A 15,599-nucleotide genomic window follows, 5' to 3' on the forward strand; every position below is an offset into this window, starting at 1 on the left:
AAAGGTGAGCGGACTGCCGGTATCGGCCGGGCAGGTGGTCGTGCGGCGGTTCACCGCCGCGGACGTGGCCGATTTCACCGCGTACCGCTCGGATCCCGACGTCGCCCGGTACCAGGGCTGGGACGCGCCGGTGCCGGAAGCGGACGCCCGGCAGCTCGTCGCCGAGTTCGCGGCCGCCGAAGAAGGCGCGCCCGGCTGGTTCCAGTACGCCGTCGAAGCCGGTGGGGTGCTCGTCGGAGACGTCGGTGTCTGCTTGGCGGACAACCGGATGCAGGCCGACCTCGGGTTCACGATCGCCCGCGCGCACCAGCGGCGCGGCTATGCGACGGAAGCCGTGCGGTGCGTGCTGGACCGGGTGTTCGCCGCCGGGGTCCGCCGCGTCTCGGCGGAGTGCGACGCGCGCAACACCGCGTCCGCGCGGCTGCTGGAACGGCTCGGGTTCACCCGGGAAGGTTTCCGCCGCCGGCACACGTGGCTCAAGGGCGAGTGGGCCGACGACCTGCTGTTCGGCCTGCTGGCCGAGGACTGGCACGGCGCCGCGCCCGGGCCGGCGATCTTCGCCTGCCGGCCCAACCTCCTCGTGGCCGACGTCGTCGCCAGCCTCGGCTTCTACGCGGACGCGCTGGGCTTCGACGTCGGCTGGCGCTGGTCGGACCGCCAGGGCCGGTTCCTGCACGACGGCGAGCCGCACGAGCCGGGCACGGCGCTGGTCGCCCGGGACAACGTCCAGCTCATGCTGACCCAGGTCCCGGGCGCGCACACGACCCGCCTGCACCTCGACGTCCACACGGCCGCGCAGGTCGACCGGCTGTTCCGGGAGTGGCGCGAGCGCGGCGTGACGGTCGCGGAGCCGCCGTTCGTGCGGCCGTGGGGGAGGTACGAAATGCGCCTGCTCGACCCGGACGGGAACGTCCTGCGGGTCAGCTCACCGCCGGCGTCCTAGAGCCTGTCCTCGAAGTGGGTGACGGCCACCTGCTTTGATCTTGGGCCGTGGTGCGCAGGCATGAGCTGACTGATGTCCACGGGTCGATGATCGGCGGGTGGCCGTCCGGCGACCCGCCCGAGCAGGGTGCTGGCCGGCAAGGGCTACTCCGAGCCGCGCCATTCGCTCCTCGCTGCGGCCGACGGCACATCCCGCCGGCCTTCGGCCGCACCTGGCCACCTTGCTCCTCTGACTTTGGGACAGGCCCCAGCAACCCGGGCCCCTTGACACCCACGCCCACCCATTCATACATTCGTCGTCACTTTGTATGATCCGACGTGGGGAGTTGGTCCGCATGCGGCTCGGCAAGACCGCCGTCGTCCTCGGGGGCAGTGCCGCCGGGCTCTGCTCCGCCGGCGCGCTCGCGCCCTACTTCGACCGCGTTGTCGTGCTGGAACGCGATGAGCTGCCCGCCGAAGCCGAGCACCGCCGCGGGGTGCCGCAGAGCAAGCATCCGCACTTCCTGCTGAACTCGGGCCGCCGCGCGATCGGCGCGCTCTTCCCCGGCTTCGAAGCCGACCTCATCGCCGCCGGCGGGCTGCACCTCATGCCGTCCATGGACGCCGCCTACCTCGACGGCGTCGGCTGGTCCGCCCGCAAGCGCAGTGCGATGACCATGGTCTACAGCTCGCGGATCCTCATCGAACGCGTCCTGCGCGACAAGGTCCGCGAGCTGCCCAACGTCGTCATCCGCGAGGGGGTCGTGGTCACCGGCCTGACCGCGCGGGACGGCGGGATCACCGGCGTCGGCACCGACGGCGGCGACCTCGACGCCGACTTCGTCGTGGATGCCCTGGGCCGCGGTTCCTCCGTCGGCGCCTGGCTGGCGGCGGCCGGCTGGCCCGAACCGGAGACCAGGACGCTCGACGCCAAGGTCACCTACACCTCGCGCTGGTACGACCTCCCGGCGCCGCGGCCGGCGTCCTGGTGGTGGCGGCACCTGGTGATCATGCCGACCCCGGACAAGGGCGAGCACCCCGACGAACACGACTACCTGGTCAACTTCTTCCCGGTCGAGGGCGACCGGGTCATCGCCTGCATGGGGTCGTGGGGCCTGCCGATGCCGCGCACCACCGACGCGTTCGTCGAGACGGCCCGCCGGGTTCGGACGCCGCTGTTCGCGGCCGCGATGGACCGGTGCGAGCCCACCTCGGAGGTCCACCTGACCCGCTCGACGGGCAACAAGTGGCGGCGCTACGACCGCCTGCGCACCCCGCCGAAGGGCTTGGCGTTCGTCGGCGACTCGATCTGCGCGTTCAACCCCTTCTACGCCCAGGGCATCAGCTCCGCGGCCGGGTCCGCGTTGCTGCTGCGCGAGCACCTCGCCCGCGCCGACCGGTTCGACACCGCGTTCTCCGCGAAGTTCCTTGCCGCGCAACGGAAACTGCTGAACGTGCCCTGGCGCCTGGCGATGGCGCGGGACCAGGGGTACGAGTGCGCGGAGGGCACCGAGAAGCCGCCCGAGTGGAAGCGCCGGATCCTCGCCGCCGTCTCCGCCCCGGCGTTCAGCCTCATCGTCGGGGCCGCACGAGAGGACGAAGTCGTCGACGAGCACTTCGCCAAGGTGTTCAACCTCGACGAGTCGCTGGGGGACATGCTGCGCAACCCGCGCGTGCTCGCCGGGCTGGTGCGCTACCGCGTCCGCGCGGCGCTCGGCCGGCATCGGGTGCCGTTCGGGTTCGACGCCCAGGCCGAGCCGCCCGCCACGGACTATTCGACGGCGACCGCGCGATGAGCACGGCGTGCGGGCCGGACGCCGAAGCCGTCACCCGCGGGCTCGGCTTCGACTGCCACGACGTCTCGCCGGTCGCGTCGGTCCGCTTCCCCTGGGACCTGGCCCACTGGACGATGCCGCTGCTCGAACTGCTCGTCGTCGCCGGTGCCGTCTTCGCGCTGGTGCACGCCGTCCGCCGCTACCGCGCGGGCGACCCGGTCAACCTCGCGCTGTGGTGGGCTTCCCTGGTCTACCTCTTCGTCACCGAGCCGCCGCTGTACTTCCCGGAGTGGTTCGGCCTCGACAAGCTGTACGGCTTCATCTTCGCCCACAACGAGTTCACCGTGCAGTTCATGGCGGACCGGCTGCCGCTCTACATCGTGGCGTTCTACCCGGCGTTCAGCCAGCTCGCCTACGAGGTGGTGCGGGCGCTCGGGATCTTCCGGGGCCGCGGCCCGCTCGCCGGGTCGGTGGCGGTCGCCTTCGTCTGCCAGGTGTTCTACGAGGTCTTCGACCAGCTCGGCCCGCGGCTGAAGTGGTGGGCGTGGAACCCGGGCAACCGGATCGTCAACCACCCGGCGCTGGCGTCGGTGCCGATGACCAGCATGCTGCTGTTCGCGTCCGTCTCGTTCGGCGCGCTGACCTACCTGGTGGTGCGGCTGGCCGGTGGTCCGCGACGTGGGTGGTCGCTGGCCTGGCGCACGGTCGTGGCCGGGGTGCTCGCCCCGCCGGCGATGGCGGTCGCCGGGATCCCGTCGAGCCTCTTCGACGGCAACGCAGGCGCGCAGGCCTGGATCCTCGGCGCCGAGCTGGCCCTGGTCTGGGTGGCGGGCGCCTGGCTCATCGCCACGAGCCGGGCGGACCGTCCGCCCGCGTCCGCCTTCGCGCGGGTCTATCCCGCCGCCTACCTGGGCGGGCTCGCGGTGTTCTGGCTGGCCGCGGACGGCGGCGGCCCGGCCGGGAGCGTCCTCTACGTACTCGCCTGCTTCGCCGCGGCCGGGCTCGTGCTGGTCGCGCTGTACCGGAACGAGCGGGCCCCCGTTCCCGGCTGACGCCGTCCGGTCGGGGAAGATGGGACGCATGGGGCACCACGGCTGGCGGGGCAACCCACCCGGCACCGAAGACGAGGCACGCCGCCGGATCACCGACGCGGCGACGGCGTGCCTCGACCGCGTCGGCCTCGCCAAGACCTCCCTGTCCGACGTCGCCGCCGAGGCCGGGGTGACGCGGCAGACCGTCTACCGCTACTTCCCGAGCCTCAACGACATCCTGCGCGCGGTCGCCCTGGCCGGCGTCGAGGAGTTCGCCGGGCGGATGGAACGCCACCTGACGTCGTTCGGCAGCCCGGTCGAGGTCGCCGTGGAATCGGTGCTGTTCGCGGTCCGGACGCTGCCCGGTGAGCCCCACCTGGGCCTCCTCCTCCAGGCGGGCGAGGCCGAGTTCTTCACCGAAGGCGTGCTGTCGCCGATGGCTTTCTCCTACGGCGCAACGATTCTCCGGAACGTGCCGGTCGACTGGACGGCCGCCGGTGTCACCACCGACGAGGACTTCGCGGGGCTGGCCGAAATCCTGATGCGCCTGTTCCTGTCGTACCTGCGGTACCCGTCGACCCCGCCGCTCACCGACGACGGGATCCGGGCGCTCGTCCGGCGGTGGATCGGGCCGGCGCTGCGCGGGTGACGCCTCAGGCGTGGGCGGGCAGGGAGACGCCGGTGAGGCGTTCGGACTCGGTCCACAGCCGCTCGGCCACCGCCTTGTCCAGCGCGCGGCGCGTCGGCTTGGCGGTCTTCACCGGGCCGACCAGACCCCAGCGCGGGCCGTAGTAGCCGCCGGGCACCGCGTCCGGGCTCGTCGCCGCGTACAGCAGGGGTTCCGCGCCCTGCTCGACCCCTTGGGACGGCACGAGTTTGAAGGCCAGCGAAGCGAGCGGGCCGGGGCTGCTGCCGTCCAGCTGCGGGCCCGACGTCTGCAGGTTGGTGCGCGTGTAGCCGGGGTGCGCGCCGGTCGAGACGAGCGGCCAGCCGCGCTCGGCCGCGATGTCCGCCAGCCGCAGCGTCAGCATCAGGTCGGCCAGCTTCGACTGGGCGTAGGCGCGGTTCGGGCTGTACTCGCGCTCCCACTGCAGGTCGTCGAAGCCGATCCGGCCGGCGTTGGCCATGCCGCTGCTCATCGTCGCCACCCGCGGGGCCGGGGCGGCGAGCAGCAGCGGGAGCAGGCGCACGGTCAGCGCGAACGGGCCGAGGTAGTTGCTGCCCAGCTGCAGCTCGAAGCCGTCGGCGGTCTCGACCCGCTGGGGTGGCGTCATCACGCCGGCGTTGTTGACGAGCAGGTCGAGGGGCCGGCCGTCGGCGATCAGCCCGTCGGCGAACTCGCGGACCGAGGTCAGGTCGGCGAGGTCGATCCGCCGGACCTCGAGCCGGGCGCCGGGGTGCTCGGCGAGGATGTCGCGGCGGGCCTGCTCGCCCTTCGCGGGCGTCCGGACGGCGAGGATCACGTCCGCGCCGGCCGCGGCCAGGCGCTTGGCGGTTTCCTTACCGGTCCCGCTGTTGGCGCCGGTGACGACGGCGAGCTTTCCGTGCTGGTCAGGGACTTGGTACATGGCACACCTCTCTAAGTACCGCTGGTACGTTACGACACTCACGATAACGTACCAGCGGTTCGTTGACAACGTACCAGGGGTACGTAAGATGGTGAGGTGAACTTCAAGCGCGCCCGCACCGACGAGCAGCGAGCCGAGCGCCGGCGCGCGATCCTGGCCACCGCCGACGAGATGCTGACCGAGATGCCGGTCGCCAAGCTGAGCTTCAACGAGCTGAGCCGCCGGGTGTGCCTGGCCAAGGCGAACATCGTGCGGTACGTCGAGTCGCGCGAGGCGGTCCTGCTGGAACTGCTCGACCGGCACGTGCGCGACTGGATCGCGGAGCTGGCGGGCTCTTCCGTCGAGGAAGGCTCGCCCCGGGAGCGCGGCGACCGGCTGGCGGCCGTGCTGGCCGAATCGCTGGCGCGGCGGCCGGTGCTGTGCGACCTGTTCAGCTCCCAGGCGGCGGTGCTGGAGCACAACGTCTCGACCGAGGTGGCGCTCGAACACAAGCGCGCGCTCCTGCGGGCGGTGGAGTCGCTGAGCGCGGTGGTCCGCCGCCACCTGCCCGAGTTCGACGACCGGGCCGCGTACGAGCTGGTGGCGACGACGAGCCTGGTCACCGCGGCGGCGTGGCCGCACAGCCGGCCGTCGGAGGCGTTGAAGGCGGCCTACGCGCAGGATCCGGCGGTGGCGGCCATGCGGGTCGACTTCACCGACCTGGTGAGTAGGACCCTGGAAGTGACGATTTCAGGCTTGCTGGCGCGCGCGGGCTCGCGGCCTGCTGTCGCGGGCTGAGCCCGGGGAGCAGCGGCTGGGCCGGCCCGCGAGCGCGACCGGCCCGCTGGGCCCGGGTGAGGTCCGGGGAGCGGTGTGGTCGTGCTGCGAACGCGAGCAGTCCGCCGTGCCTGGCTGAGGTCGGGGGAGCAGGCCCGCGAGCGCGAGCAGCCCGCCGTGCCCGGCTGAGGGCACGGCGGGCCGCTCGGCTCAGGCGACCGGCGCCGTGGTGCGGTGCCCGAGGGCGCGCAACGAGTCCGGGTGGTCCGCCGGGACCACGCCCGAATACACCGCCGTCCAGCAGGATGGGCAGCAGTACTGGCGGAACACGACTTCCGCGTCCACGTAGTCGGCCGCCGTCGCGATGATCTGGGGGCCCGCGTCCGTCGGCGGGCCCTCGTACACCGCCACCGCCGGTTCGCCCTCTGCCGTGCGCAGGACTTCGCCGCAGTGGCCGCAGGCCAGGCCGCCGCCGGAAGGCTCGACCAGGTTGTCGTCGAGGCGGCGGGCGCCGGGCAAGCTCGCCTTGCCGAGGGAAGACGCCGGCACCGCCGAGCGCGAGCGACGCGCCGACCGCTGCCGGGAACGCTCGGCCGAAGTCCCAGCCGGATCCACCACACCGTCGTGGACCACCACGCCGTAGACCTCGAGCGCCGCCTCCGGGGTGACCTTGGCTTCGCGCAGGTCCCGCGCCACGGCCGCGGGATCCCGCAGCAACGGATCGCCGTAGCCGCCGCCACCCTGCCACGTCATCGCGAACACCTCGCCCGGCGCGAGGTAGCTCGACGCGTAGTTCTGCCCGGGCTCCAAAGCGGACCCCAGCTCGTCCATTGTGGACGGTATCCGCCCGGAAGCGAGCAGCGCAGCCACCGGGCTCTGCCGCGCCACGACGTCGAGGCCGCTGTTGCCCGGGTGGCCGCCCGCGAGCCCGCCGTTCTGCGCGATCGCCTTGCCCGCCGACGCCAGCACCAGCCCCATCGGGACGCTCGTGCCGTGCGGCGTCATCGCGATCGACGCGCCGAGCCCGCCGCGGTGGCGTCCCGGCCCGCCGGAGTCCGGCACCTCGCGCCGCCACAACGTCAGGACGGGGTAGAGGAACTCCGTCATCTCGACGTCCGGAACGCGGCCCATCGGGATGCAGAACAGGCCGCCGGTGTCGATGCCGTCCGCGTCGGGACGCGCGCCGTAGCCGCCGGCCATCGGCTCCATGATGATGCTGAGGAACGGCGCCGGCGCCTCGCCGCGTTCGTCGAGACCCGCGATCACCGCGGTGTCCCACGTCCCGCAGCACGTCGCCTGGACGCTCTTGCCGAGTTCGAGGTCCCGGTCGAGCATCTGCGCGAGGCACTCGGCGATGAGGTTGCCGGTGAGCCAGGCCGGGCCGATCGGGCCGCGGCCGACCGCCGCCGGGAACGTCGCGTTGTTGAGCGTCCCCTCCTCGGTGACGAGGTCGAAGCAGCGCATCAGCCCGCCCGCCGACCACGGGATGTCGCCCGCGAGGATCGGCAGCAGCGCCAGCATCACGCCGCCGCGCATGCCCGCGTACGTGCAGTTGATGACGCCGGCCTGCGGGTCGGTGCCGGTGAAGTCGAACGTCAGGTGGTCGCCGGTCTTGGTGGTCGTGACCGTGATCTTGTGCAGGTTCCGGTCGCCCTCGTGGGACTGGTCCTGGTAGCCGGTGGCCGTCCAGGTGCCGTCGGGGAGCGCGGAAAGCTTGTCGCGCAAGCGGCTTTCGGCGTCGGACATCATCCGCTTCATGACGGCCTTGACGGTGTCCGGGCCGTACTGCTCGATCAGCGCGTGCAGGCGTTCGGCGCCGACGTTGTTCGCGCCGATCTTCGCGCGCAGGTCGAGCCCGACGAGCATCGGCACGCGCGAGCGGCGCACCCACAGGTCGGCGACGTCGCGCTGCAGGCGCCCGTCGCGGACCACCTTCACCGGCGGGGTTGGCAGCGACTCGGAGAAGACGTCTTCGGCGGCGGGGGAGAAGGAGCCGAGGCCGACGCCGCCGAGGTCGGGCTGGTGGGCGATGGCGCTGGTCCAGGCGAACAGCTCGCCGTCGTGGAACACCGGCTGGTAGACGATGACGTCGTTCTGGTGCAGCCCGCCGCCGACCCACGGGTCGTTGCAGAGGAACATGTCGCCGGCTTCGATGCCCGGGTTGGCCGCGCGGTTGCGCAGCGTCCAGTAGATCGCGAGGTCGACGGCACCGACGAGCATCGTGTTGTAGAGCCCGACCTGCACCTCCTGGCCGAGCTCGTCGGAGATGGCGAAGTCGAAGTCGTTGGCGTCGGTGACGATCGGCGAGCCGGACATGCGCTTGAGCGCCTCGCCCATCTCGTCGGTGACCGACCACAGCCGGTGCCGGATGACCTCGTAGGTCAGCGGGTCGAGGGCGTCGACCTGCTCCTGGGCGACACTGTGGACGGCCAAAGTGGACGGTAGTGAGCGCCGGAGCTCACCGAGGTCGACGGGACGGCTCGAGAACTGCTCCGAGCCCGGGATGGGCATGCTCATGCGGCGCTCCTGATCGTGAGGTTGCCGAGGTGGTCGACGGTGCCGGTGGAGCCGGCGGGCACCACGACCGTCGTGGTCGGGACTTCGACGATGGCCGGCCCGGTCAGCACGTGGCCGCTGCGCAGCTCGCGGTAGTCGTAGACGGCGGTGTCGACGTAACCGAGCGCCGCGTTCAGGCAGACGGGCCGGGTGCCGGCCCGCGCGGCGGGGGAGTCCGCGGCCGGGACTTCGGGCAGTTCCGGGCTGAACGGCAGGATGCCGACGCCCCGCACGCGGAACGTGATGGCCTGGATCCCGGCTTCGCGGAACCCGGCGTCCTTGCCGTACAACGCGGCATAACGCTCTTCGAACCCGGCAGCGGCCTCCTCGATCGCCGCCATGTCCAAAGGTCCCTGGACAACCGGGGTCGTCACTTCGGCGAGCTGCATCGAGTAGCGCATGTCGATTTCCCGGTACAGCTCGACCTTTTCGAACTTCAGGCCCTGGCGGTCCAGACCCTCCTGGACGCGCTGTTCCAGCTGGGCGAAGTTGCGTTCGGCGCGCTGGGGGTCGAAGGGGACGTTCAGCGGGTCGGACAGCTCGGCCGCCAGCACGATGTCCGACGACGCCAGCCCGAAGGCGGAGAACGCCGACGCGACCGGCCCGAGCGGCACGACGACCTCGGTGCACCCGACTTCGGCCGCGTAACCCGCGCAGTGCGCCGGCCCGGCGCCGCCGAACGCGTAGAGCACGAACCCGCGCGGGTCGTGGCCGGCCTCGACGACGGTCTTGCGCAGCAGGTCGCCGGTCTGCGCGTTCTGCACGGTGTAGATCGCGGCCGCGGCTTCCTCGACGGTGAGGCCCAGTGGCTTGGCGATGTGCGTGTCGATGGCTTCGCGCGCGAGTTCCAGCGACAGCGGCTTGCGGCCGCCGAGCAGCCCGCGCTCGGGCAGGATGCCGAGGACCAGGTTGGCGTCGGTGTTGGTCGGCTCGGTGCCGCCGTTGCCGTAGCAGGCGGGTCCGGGCACGGCCTGGGCGCTGTGCGGCCCGATGCGCAGGTTGCCGCCGGCGTCGAGCCAGGCGATCGCGCCGCCGCCGGACCCGATCGCGTCGACCCGCAGCGTCGGCACGTTGATCGGGTGGTGGTTGATGACGGTCGTGGTGTCGCGCACCGGTTCGCCGTCGACCACCAGCCCGGCGAGGAACGTCGTGCCGCCGACGTCGGTCGAGATGATGTTGCGGTGCCCGAGCTGGCGGCCCAGCGCGACCGAGCCGATCACGCCGCCGGTCAGCACGGACCCGACGGTGCTGATCGCCGCGGCCGGCGCTTCCTTGGCAGCCACCGCGCCGCCGTTGCTCTGCATCACCAGCAGCGGCCCGGAAAGCCGGTTCTCGCGCAGCGTGTCCTCGAGCGTGCTGAGGTAGTCGCGCAGGCCGGGGCCGATCTGCGTGCTCATGATCGTGGTGGCGTTGCGGGCGAACTCGCGGATGCGCGGGCTCACCTCCGACGACAGCGCCACGAAGACGTCCGGGTCCTCTTCGGCGATCAGTTCGCGGATCCGCTGCTCGTGCGCCGGGTTGCGGAACGACCACAGCAGCGAGACGGCGATGGCGCGGACGCCGTCGGCCAGCAGCCCGCGGATCTTCGCGCGGGCCTCGTCCTCGTCGAGCCGGACGACGACGGTGCCGTCGCGGTCGACGCGTTCGGTCACCTCCTGGGCGAGCCGTTTCGGCAGCAGCCCGTGGTCCTTCTTCTGCCCCAGCACGTTCTGCAGCTCGTGCGGCGAGCGCCCGAGGTAGCGGCCTTCGACGTTCATGATGAAGATCGAGTCGCGGTGGCCCTTGGTGGTGAGGAAGCCGACCGGCGGCACGTTGCCGGTCACCAGCGCGTTGAGCGACGACGTCGTCCCGTGGGCGATGTGGTGGGTGTCGGCCAGCAGCTCCGGCAGCGTCTTGCCCAGCTGCTCGGCGAGCAGCCGGAGCACGTCGAGCACGCCCTGGGAGTAGTCGGGCGGGGTCGAGGGGGACTTCGCGGCGAGCACGGTCCCGGCGTCGTCGTCGAGAACGGCGTCGGTGAACGTGCCGCCCACGTCCACGCCGATGACATAGGCCATGACTCACGCTCCTTTGCGCGGAGAAAGCTGCTAACTGCGGCGTAGACTATTCAACGCATGTGACAAGAGTCAACCCTCTTGACGGTGACTGGTCGTTGACGTCAAATAGTCGACGTAGTTGTCAAACAAGGAGGTCGGAGATGCAGCCACGTCGGGTCGCGGTGCTGGGCGGCGGGCCGGGCGGGCTCTACGCCGCCCGTCTGCTCAAGCTCGCGTTTCCGTCCTGCGAAGTCGCCGTGCACGAGCAGGGCGAGCCGGACACGACCTTCGGGTTCGGCGTCGGGCTGGCCGCGGGCACCCAGCGCAAGCTGGCCGCGGCCGACCCCGACACCCTGCGCGACGTCGTCGCCGCGGGCTGCCGCCACGACATGACCCTGCGGGTCGACGGGCGCGTCGCCCGGGTCCGCAACGACCGCCTGGTCGGCGTCGCCCGCACCGAACTGCTGGCCATCCTCCAGCGGCACGCGGAGAAGGCCGGGGTGGACCTGCACTTCGGCGTCCGCCGCGCGTCCGCCGACCTTGACGCCGACCTGGTGATCGCCGCCGACGGCGTCGGCAGCGCGACGCGCGAGCAGGGTGACTTCGGCGCCCGGATCGGCACCGGCCGTGGCCTGTACCTGTGGTGCGGCGCCGACTTCGCGCTGGACGACGCCCTGTTCGAGCCGGTGCGCACCGAGCACGGCGTCTTCGTCACACACGCCTACCCGTACGGCACCGGCCGCAGCACGTTCCTCATCGAAACCGACGAGGCGACGTGGCGGCGGGCGGGATTCGACCGGGCCGTCGCCGAGACGGCGTCCGACGAGGTTTCCCTGCGGTACCTGCAGGACGCCTTCGCCGAGCCGCTGCGCGGCCACCGGCTGATCGGCAACCGCACGCGCTGGCTGCGGTTCCGGACCGTCCACTGTGCCCGGTGGTCGGCCGGGAACACCGTCCTGCTGGGCGACGCCGCGCACACCGCGCACTTCTCCATCGGCTCCGGCACCAAGCTGGCCATGGAGGACGCGATCGGCCTGGTCGACGCGCTGCGGTCCGCGTCCGGCCCGGCCGAGGCGTTCGCGCGGTACGAGGCGGAGCGGCGGCCGGCCGTCGAACGGCTGCAGGAGCTGGCCCGGCGCAGCCGGTTGTGGTGGGAGTCCTTCCCCGCGCGGCTGCACCTGCCCGTCGAGCGGCTGATGGTCGCCTACATGACCCGCGCCGGGAACGTGCCCCTGGACCGCTTCGCCGCCACCAGTCCGGACGTCGTCGGGGCCGCGCTCACCCAGTACGCCGGGACGTCCCCACCCGCGGACGGGCTCGTCGACTGGGTCCTCGACCGGCAGCCGACGCGGCCCGCCGACCTCGTCACGATCGACGACGTCGTCGAAGATCCGTGGGATCCCGCCGGGGACGCGGTCGTGGCTCGCGCCCGGGAGGCCCGGGACCGGGGCGCGGTCGGGTTCCGGTTCACCGGACCGGGTGACCGCGGCGCGCTGCTCACCCGGCTGGACCTCGCCGAGCGCGTCCGGCTCGAAACCGGTGGCATCGTGCTGGTGGCGGGGCCCGCGGCGCTGCGCGGCGACCTGGCCGCCGGCCTGGTCAGCGCCCGCACCGACCTGATCGAGGAGACCGCATGAGCCGGGGTGACAAAGTCGTCCCCTACCCGGAGGACGTCGTGCGCGCCTACCGCGACCGCGGGCTGTGGGGGACCCGCACGATCGCCACGCAGCTGCACGACATCGCGCGGGCCCACCCGGACCGCGACGCCGTCGTCGCGCTCGACGGCCGCGTCACCTTCCGCGAACTGGACGAGCGCACCGACCTGCTGGCCGCCGGCCTGGCCGGGCTCGGGCTCGAACCCGGCGACCCGGTGCTCTTCCAGGCGACCAACCGGCTCGGCACGGTGCTCGCCTGGTACGGCGTGCTCAAGGCGGGCCTCGTGCCGGTGTGCACCCTCGCGGCGCACCGCGGGCACGAGATCGGCGAGGTCAGCCGCCGCGTCGGCGCCGTCGCGCACCTCGTCGAGACCGGCGGGTTCGACCTCGTCGGCTTCGCGATCGAGCAGGCCGCCGGGCACCCGACCCTGCGGCACGTGCTGGTGCTGGGCGACGACCCGCGCGGCATCGCCGTCGACGCGCTCGGCCGGGACCTCGACGCCGGGGCCGCGCGCAAGACCGTCGAGGAGATCCAGGCGGGCATCGGGCCGGACGACGTCGCGGTGTTCCAGCTGTCCGGTGGCACCACCGGCGTGCCGAAGGTGATCCCGCGGCTGCACGCCGAGTACTGGTACAACGCCCTCGCCTACGCCCGGTCCTGGGGATGGACCGCCGAGTCGCGCGTCGCCCACTTGATCCCGATCGTGCACAACGCGGGAATCGTCTGCGCCCTGCACGGCCCGCACAGCGTCGGCGCGTCGCTGATCCTCGGCACCGCCGACCTGGACGCGTCGCTCCCGCTGCTGGCGCGTGAAGCGGCCACGCACGTCCTGCTGGGACACGGCCACTTCCGGGCCGTCGCCCACCCGGGGTTCGCCGCCGCTTCGGCCGCGCTGACGCAGGTGGTGCTGTCGGGCAGCAAGGTCCCGCCCGCGCTGTTCGACGACCTCGAGCGGCGCGGGCTGTGGTCGGGGCAGCTGTTCGGCATGGGGGAGGGCCTGTTCCTCACCACCCGCCCCGGCGCGCCCCGGACCGCGCGCGCCACGACCGTCGGGACGCCACTGTCCGAAATGGACGAGGTACGCGTGCTCGAACCGGGCACCGAAGACGAAGTCCCCGACGGCGAGATCGGCGAGCTGTGCTGCCGCGGCCCGTACACGCTGCGCGGCTACTTCGACGCCGAGGAGCACAACGCGCGCGCGTTCACCACTGACGGCTTCTACCGCACCGGCGACCTCGCGGCGGTCCGCGTCCTCGACGGCGAGCGGTACGTGAGCATCGAAGGCCGGATCAAGGACGTCATCAACCGCGGCGGCGAGAAGATCAACGCCGAAGAGGTCGAGCTGCTCCTGCTGCGCCACCCGGGCGTCACCGCGGCCGCCGTCGTGGCCATGCCCGACCCGCGCCTGGGGGAGCGGTCGTGCGCGTTCGTGGTCGGCGGCCCCCTGGACCTGCCCGAAGTCCAACGGCACTTCGCCGAGCTGGGCGTGGCCAAGTTCAAGTGGCCGGAACGCGTCGAAGTCGTCGAGGAGATCCCGCGCACCCTCGTCGGGAAGCTGGACAAGAAGCGCCTGCAGGCCGAAATCGCCGCGAAGATCGCCACCGAGCAAGGAGAAACCCCGTGACCCCGCACCGCATCGGCCTCGTCGTCCCCAGCTCGAACGTCACCGTCGAGACGGAGATCCCGGCGCTGCTCGCGCGCCACCCCTCCGCCGCGTTTTCCTTCCACAGCAGCCGGATGCGCATGCACCAGGTGTCTCCGGAGGAGCTGCGCGCGATGAACGCCCAGCGTGAACGCTGCGTCGACGAGCTGGCCGACGCCGGCGTCGACGCGCTGCTCTACGCGTGCCTCGTCGCGGTGATGGCGCAGGGCCCCGGCGAGCACGTGCGCACGGAGAAGGCAGTCGTGGGACAGCTGGCGGCGCGCGACGCGCACCCGGCGGTGCTGTCCAGCGCCGGAGCGCTCGTCGAAGGGCTGCGCGCGCTCGGCGCCCGGCGGATCGCCCTCGTGACGCCGTACCTGCGTCCACTCGCCGAAGAAGTGGTCGCCTACCTGCGCGCGGAGGGCTTCGACGTCGTGGACTGGGCCGCCTTGGAGGTCGGGGACAACGCGGAGGTGGGGTGCATCCCCGGTTCGCGTGTCCTGGCCGCCGCGCGGGGGCTGGACCTCTCCCGGGCCGACGCCTTGGTGATCTCCGCCTGCGTCCAGATGCCGTCGCTGGACCTGGTCGAACCCGCGGAGACGGAGTTCGGGCTGCCGGTGCTGTCGGCCGCGACGGCGGGCGCGTACGCGCTCTTGAAGGGCTTGAACCTGGCGCCGCGGCTGCCGGGAGCCGGTCGGCTGCTCGTGGGACCTCTACCATCACGAGGATGAGCGGCAGCACACCGCGGGGCGGGTCCCGCGAAAAGGGGACCACCGCCCGGCGGGAACTGGTGGAGAACGAGCTCTACGAGCACGCCACCCGGCTCTTCGCCGAGCGCGGCTTCGCCGGCACGAGCCTGCAGGACATCGCGGACGCTCTGGGGATCACGCGCCCGGCGCTCTACTACTACGTCAAGAGCAAGGAAGAGCTGCTGGCCAAGCTCGTCACGGAGGTCACCAACGGGCCGCTGGAGGAGCTGACCGACCTGGTCGCGCGCGACCTCGACCCGGTGGCGAAGCTGCGCGGGATCGTGGAGATCATCGTCGGCCGCCGCGCGCGGCAGCCGGAGCGGTTCCGGCTGCTGATCCGGTCGGAGGCCGAGCTGCCGGCCGAGCTGACGGAGGCGTACGACGAGGGGCGCCGGGCGGTGCTGAAGACGATCGCGGGGGTCATCGACGAGGGCGTGCGAGCGGGCCGGTTCCGGCCGGTCGACGGTCGTGTCGCGGCGCTGGGTGTGCTGGGCATGTGCAACTGGGTGGCGTGGTGGTTCCACCCTGGGGGGCGGGATACCGCCGAGGCGGTTGTCGAACAGCTGGCTGATATGGCTGTGGGTGCTTTGCAGCGGGCTGACCAGCATGTTCTCGACGGTGAGGGGCCGGCGGCGGCGTTGAAGATGCTGCGTCAGGACTTGGACCACCTGGAGCGCATCCTCGACGTCTGACGCTGGTCCCGGGCAACGGGAAGGTCGACAGGTCGGGCCGGCCGTCCGGATCGAGGCCGGAGTCGGTAGTCGCGCCGGGCGGGTATGCCAACGCCAGCAGCCGCAGGTGGTGCAGAACGGACTTGGCCGCGTTGCCCGTCTCGATCTCGGCGACACGCAGCAGACTGTGGACCGTGTCGGAATCCGTGTCCGTGGCGTCCGAAGTCAGCCAGGGGGCGTC

12 protein-coding genes are annotated in these 15,599 nt (G+C 72.3%); 9 read left to right on the forward strand and 3 right to left on the reverse strand.

The genetic code is table 11. From position 1 onward, the window contains the following. Window positions 1–4 precede the first annotated feature (4 nt). The 4 genes from ACIRSS_RS08180 (at window position 5) to ACIRSS_RS08195 (ending at window position 4,376) form a co-directional block, all read left to right on the forward strand. The gene (locus ACIRSS_RS08180) at window positions 5–943 is read left to right on the forward strand and encodes a GNAT family N-acetyltransferase (RefSeq protein ID WP_400892072.1); all 939 of its coding nucleotides are present in this window, start codon (window positions 5–7) and stop codon (window positions 941–943) included. A 334-nt stretch (window positions 944–1,277) separates the two neighbouring features. Next, window positions 1,278–2,717 (forward strand): FAD-dependent oxidoreductase, encoded by a 1,440-nt coding sequence (locus ACIRSS_RS08185; protein WP_400892074.1) that lies wholly within the window; start codon window positions 1,278–1,280, stop codon window positions 2,715–2,717. Next, window positions 2,714–3,748, forward strand: coding sequence for a hypothetical protein (locus ACIRSS_RS08190; protein ID WP_400892076.1), 1,035 nt, complete (start codon window positions 2,714–2,716; stop codon window positions 3,746–3,748). The genes ACIRSS_RS08185 and ACIRSS_RS08190 overlap by 4 nt, the downstream gene beginning before the upstream one ends. Before the next feature lie 28 nt (window positions 3,749–3,776). Further along, window positions 3,777–4,376, forward strand: coding sequence for a TetR/AcrR family transcriptional regulator (locus tag ACIRSS_RS08195; RefSeq protein WP_400892078.1), 600 nt, complete (start codon window positions 3,777–3,779; stop codon window positions 4,374–4,376). A 4-nt stretch (window positions 4,377–4,380) separates the two neighbouring features. On the opposite strand, the gene ACIRSS_RS08200 is transcribed toward ACIRSS_RS08195, so the two are convergent. After that, on the reverse strand, window positions 4,381–5,295 hold the full coding sequence (locus ACIRSS_RS08200; RefSeq protein WP_400892080.1) for an SDR family oxidoreductase: 915 nt from the start codon (window positions 5,293–5,295) through the stop codon (window positions 4,381–4,383). A 96-nt stretch (window positions 5,296–5,391) separates the two neighbouring features. On the opposite strand from ACIRSS_RS08200, the gene ACIRSS_RS08205 reads away from it, so the two are divergent. Continuing rightward, on the forward strand, window positions 5,392–6,072 hold the full coding sequence (locus ACIRSS_RS08205) for a TetR/AcrR family transcriptional regulator (protein WP_400892082.1): 681 nt from the start codon (window positions 5,392–5,394) through the stop codon (window positions 6,070–6,072). 189 nt (window positions 6,073–6,261) lie between these two features. Here ACIRSS_RS08205 and ACIRSS_RS08210 read toward each other — a convergent pair whose 3' ends face one another. Beyond that, entirely contained in the window at window positions 6,262–8,568 is a 2,307-nt protein-coding gene (locus ACIRSS_RS08210) for a hydantoinase B/oxoprolinase family protein (RefSeq protein WP_400892084.1), read from the reverse strand. Continuing rightward, window positions 8,565–10,661: a hydantoinase/oxoprolinase family protein gene (locus ACIRSS_RS08215; protein ID WP_400892086.1), complete on the reverse strand. Its 2,097-nt coding sequence runs from the start codon at window positions 10,659–10,661 to the stop codon at window positions 8,565–8,567. The genes ACIRSS_RS08210 and ACIRSS_RS08215 overlap by 4 nt, the downstream gene beginning before the upstream one ends. A gap of 140 nt (window positions 10,662–10,801) precedes the next feature. Between ACIRSS_RS08215 and ACIRSS_RS08220 the strand changes: the two genes are divergently transcribed. The 4 genes from ACIRSS_RS08220 to ACIRSS_RS08235 are packed head-to-tail and all read left to right on the forward strand — an operon-like array spanning window position 10,802 to window position 15,379. Further along, entirely contained in the window at window positions 10,802–12,277 is a 1,476-nt protein-coding gene (locus ACIRSS_RS08220; RefSeq protein WP_400892089.1) for an FAD-dependent monooxygenase, read from the forward strand. Then, window positions 12,274–13,920: a (2,3-dihydroxybenzoyl)adenylate synthase gene (locus ACIRSS_RS08225; protein ID WP_400892091.1), complete on the forward strand. Its 1,647-nt coding sequence runs from the start codon at window positions 12,274–12,276 to the stop codon at window positions 13,918–13,920. The genes ACIRSS_RS08220 and ACIRSS_RS08225 overlap by 4 nt, the downstream gene beginning before the upstream one ends. Further along, complete coding sequence (locus tag ACIRSS_RS08230) at window positions 13,917–14,669, forward strand: maleate cis-trans isomerase (RefSeq protein ID WP_400892093.1); 753 nt, start codon at window positions 13,917–13,919, stop codon at window positions 14,667–14,669. The genes ACIRSS_RS08225 and ACIRSS_RS08230 overlap by 4 nt, the downstream gene beginning before the upstream one ends. Continuing rightward, entirely contained in the window at window positions 14,666–15,379 is a 714-nt protein-coding gene (locus ACIRSS_RS08235) for a TetR/AcrR family transcriptional regulator (RefSeq protein WP_400892096.1), read from the forward strand. Before ACIRSS_RS08230 ends, ACIRSS_RS08235 begins: the two co-directional genes overlap by 4 nt. Window positions 15,380–15,599: the final 220 nt, after the last annotated feature.

It is taken from the genome of Amycolatopsis sp. NPDC101161 (genome assembly GCF_044768185.1).
Taxonomy (GTDB): Bacteria; Actinomycetota; Actinomycetes; order Mycobacteriales; family Pseudonocardiaceae; genus Amycolatopsis.

Bases quoted from the DNA above. Each gene is read 5' to 3' on its own strand.
- ACIRSS_RS08185 (WP_400892074.1), top strand. From the start codon at position 1,278: ATGCGGCTCGGCAAGACCGCCGTCGTCCTCGGGGGCAGTGCCGCCGGG.
- ACIRSS_RS08190 (WP_400892076.1), top strand. From the start codon at position 2,714: ATGAGCACGGCGTGCGGGCCGGACGCCGAAGCCGTCACCCGCGGGCTC.
- ACIRSS_RS08195 (WP_400892078.1), top strand. From the start codon at position 3,777: ATGGGGCACCACGGCTGGCGGGGCAACCCACCCGGCACCGAAGACGAG.
- ACIRSS_RS08200 (WP_400892080.1), bottom strand. From the start codon at position 5,295: ATGTACCAAGTCCCTGACCAGCACGGAAAGCTCGCCGTCGTCACCGGC.
- ACIRSS_RS08210 (WP_400892084.1), bottom strand. From the start codon at position 8,568: ATGAGCATGCCCATCCCGGGCTCGGAGCAGTTCTCGAGCCGTCCCGTC.
- ACIRSS_RS08215 (WP_400892086.1), bottom strand. From the start codon at position 10,661: ATGGCCTATGTCATCGGCGTGGACGTGGGCGGCACGTTCACCGACGCC.
- ACIRSS_RS08220 (WP_400892089.1), top strand. From the start codon at position 10,802: ATGCAGCCACGTCGGGTCGCGGTGCTGGGCGGCGGGCCGGGCGGGCTC.
- ACIRSS_RS08225 (WP_400892091.1), top strand. From the start codon at position 12,274: ATGAGCCGGGGTGACAAAGTCGTCCCCTACCCGGAGGACGTCGTGCGC.
- ACIRSS_RS08235 (WP_400892096.1), top strand. From the start codon at position 14,666: ATGAGCGGCAGCACACCGCGGGGCGGGTCCCGCGAAAAGGGGACCACC.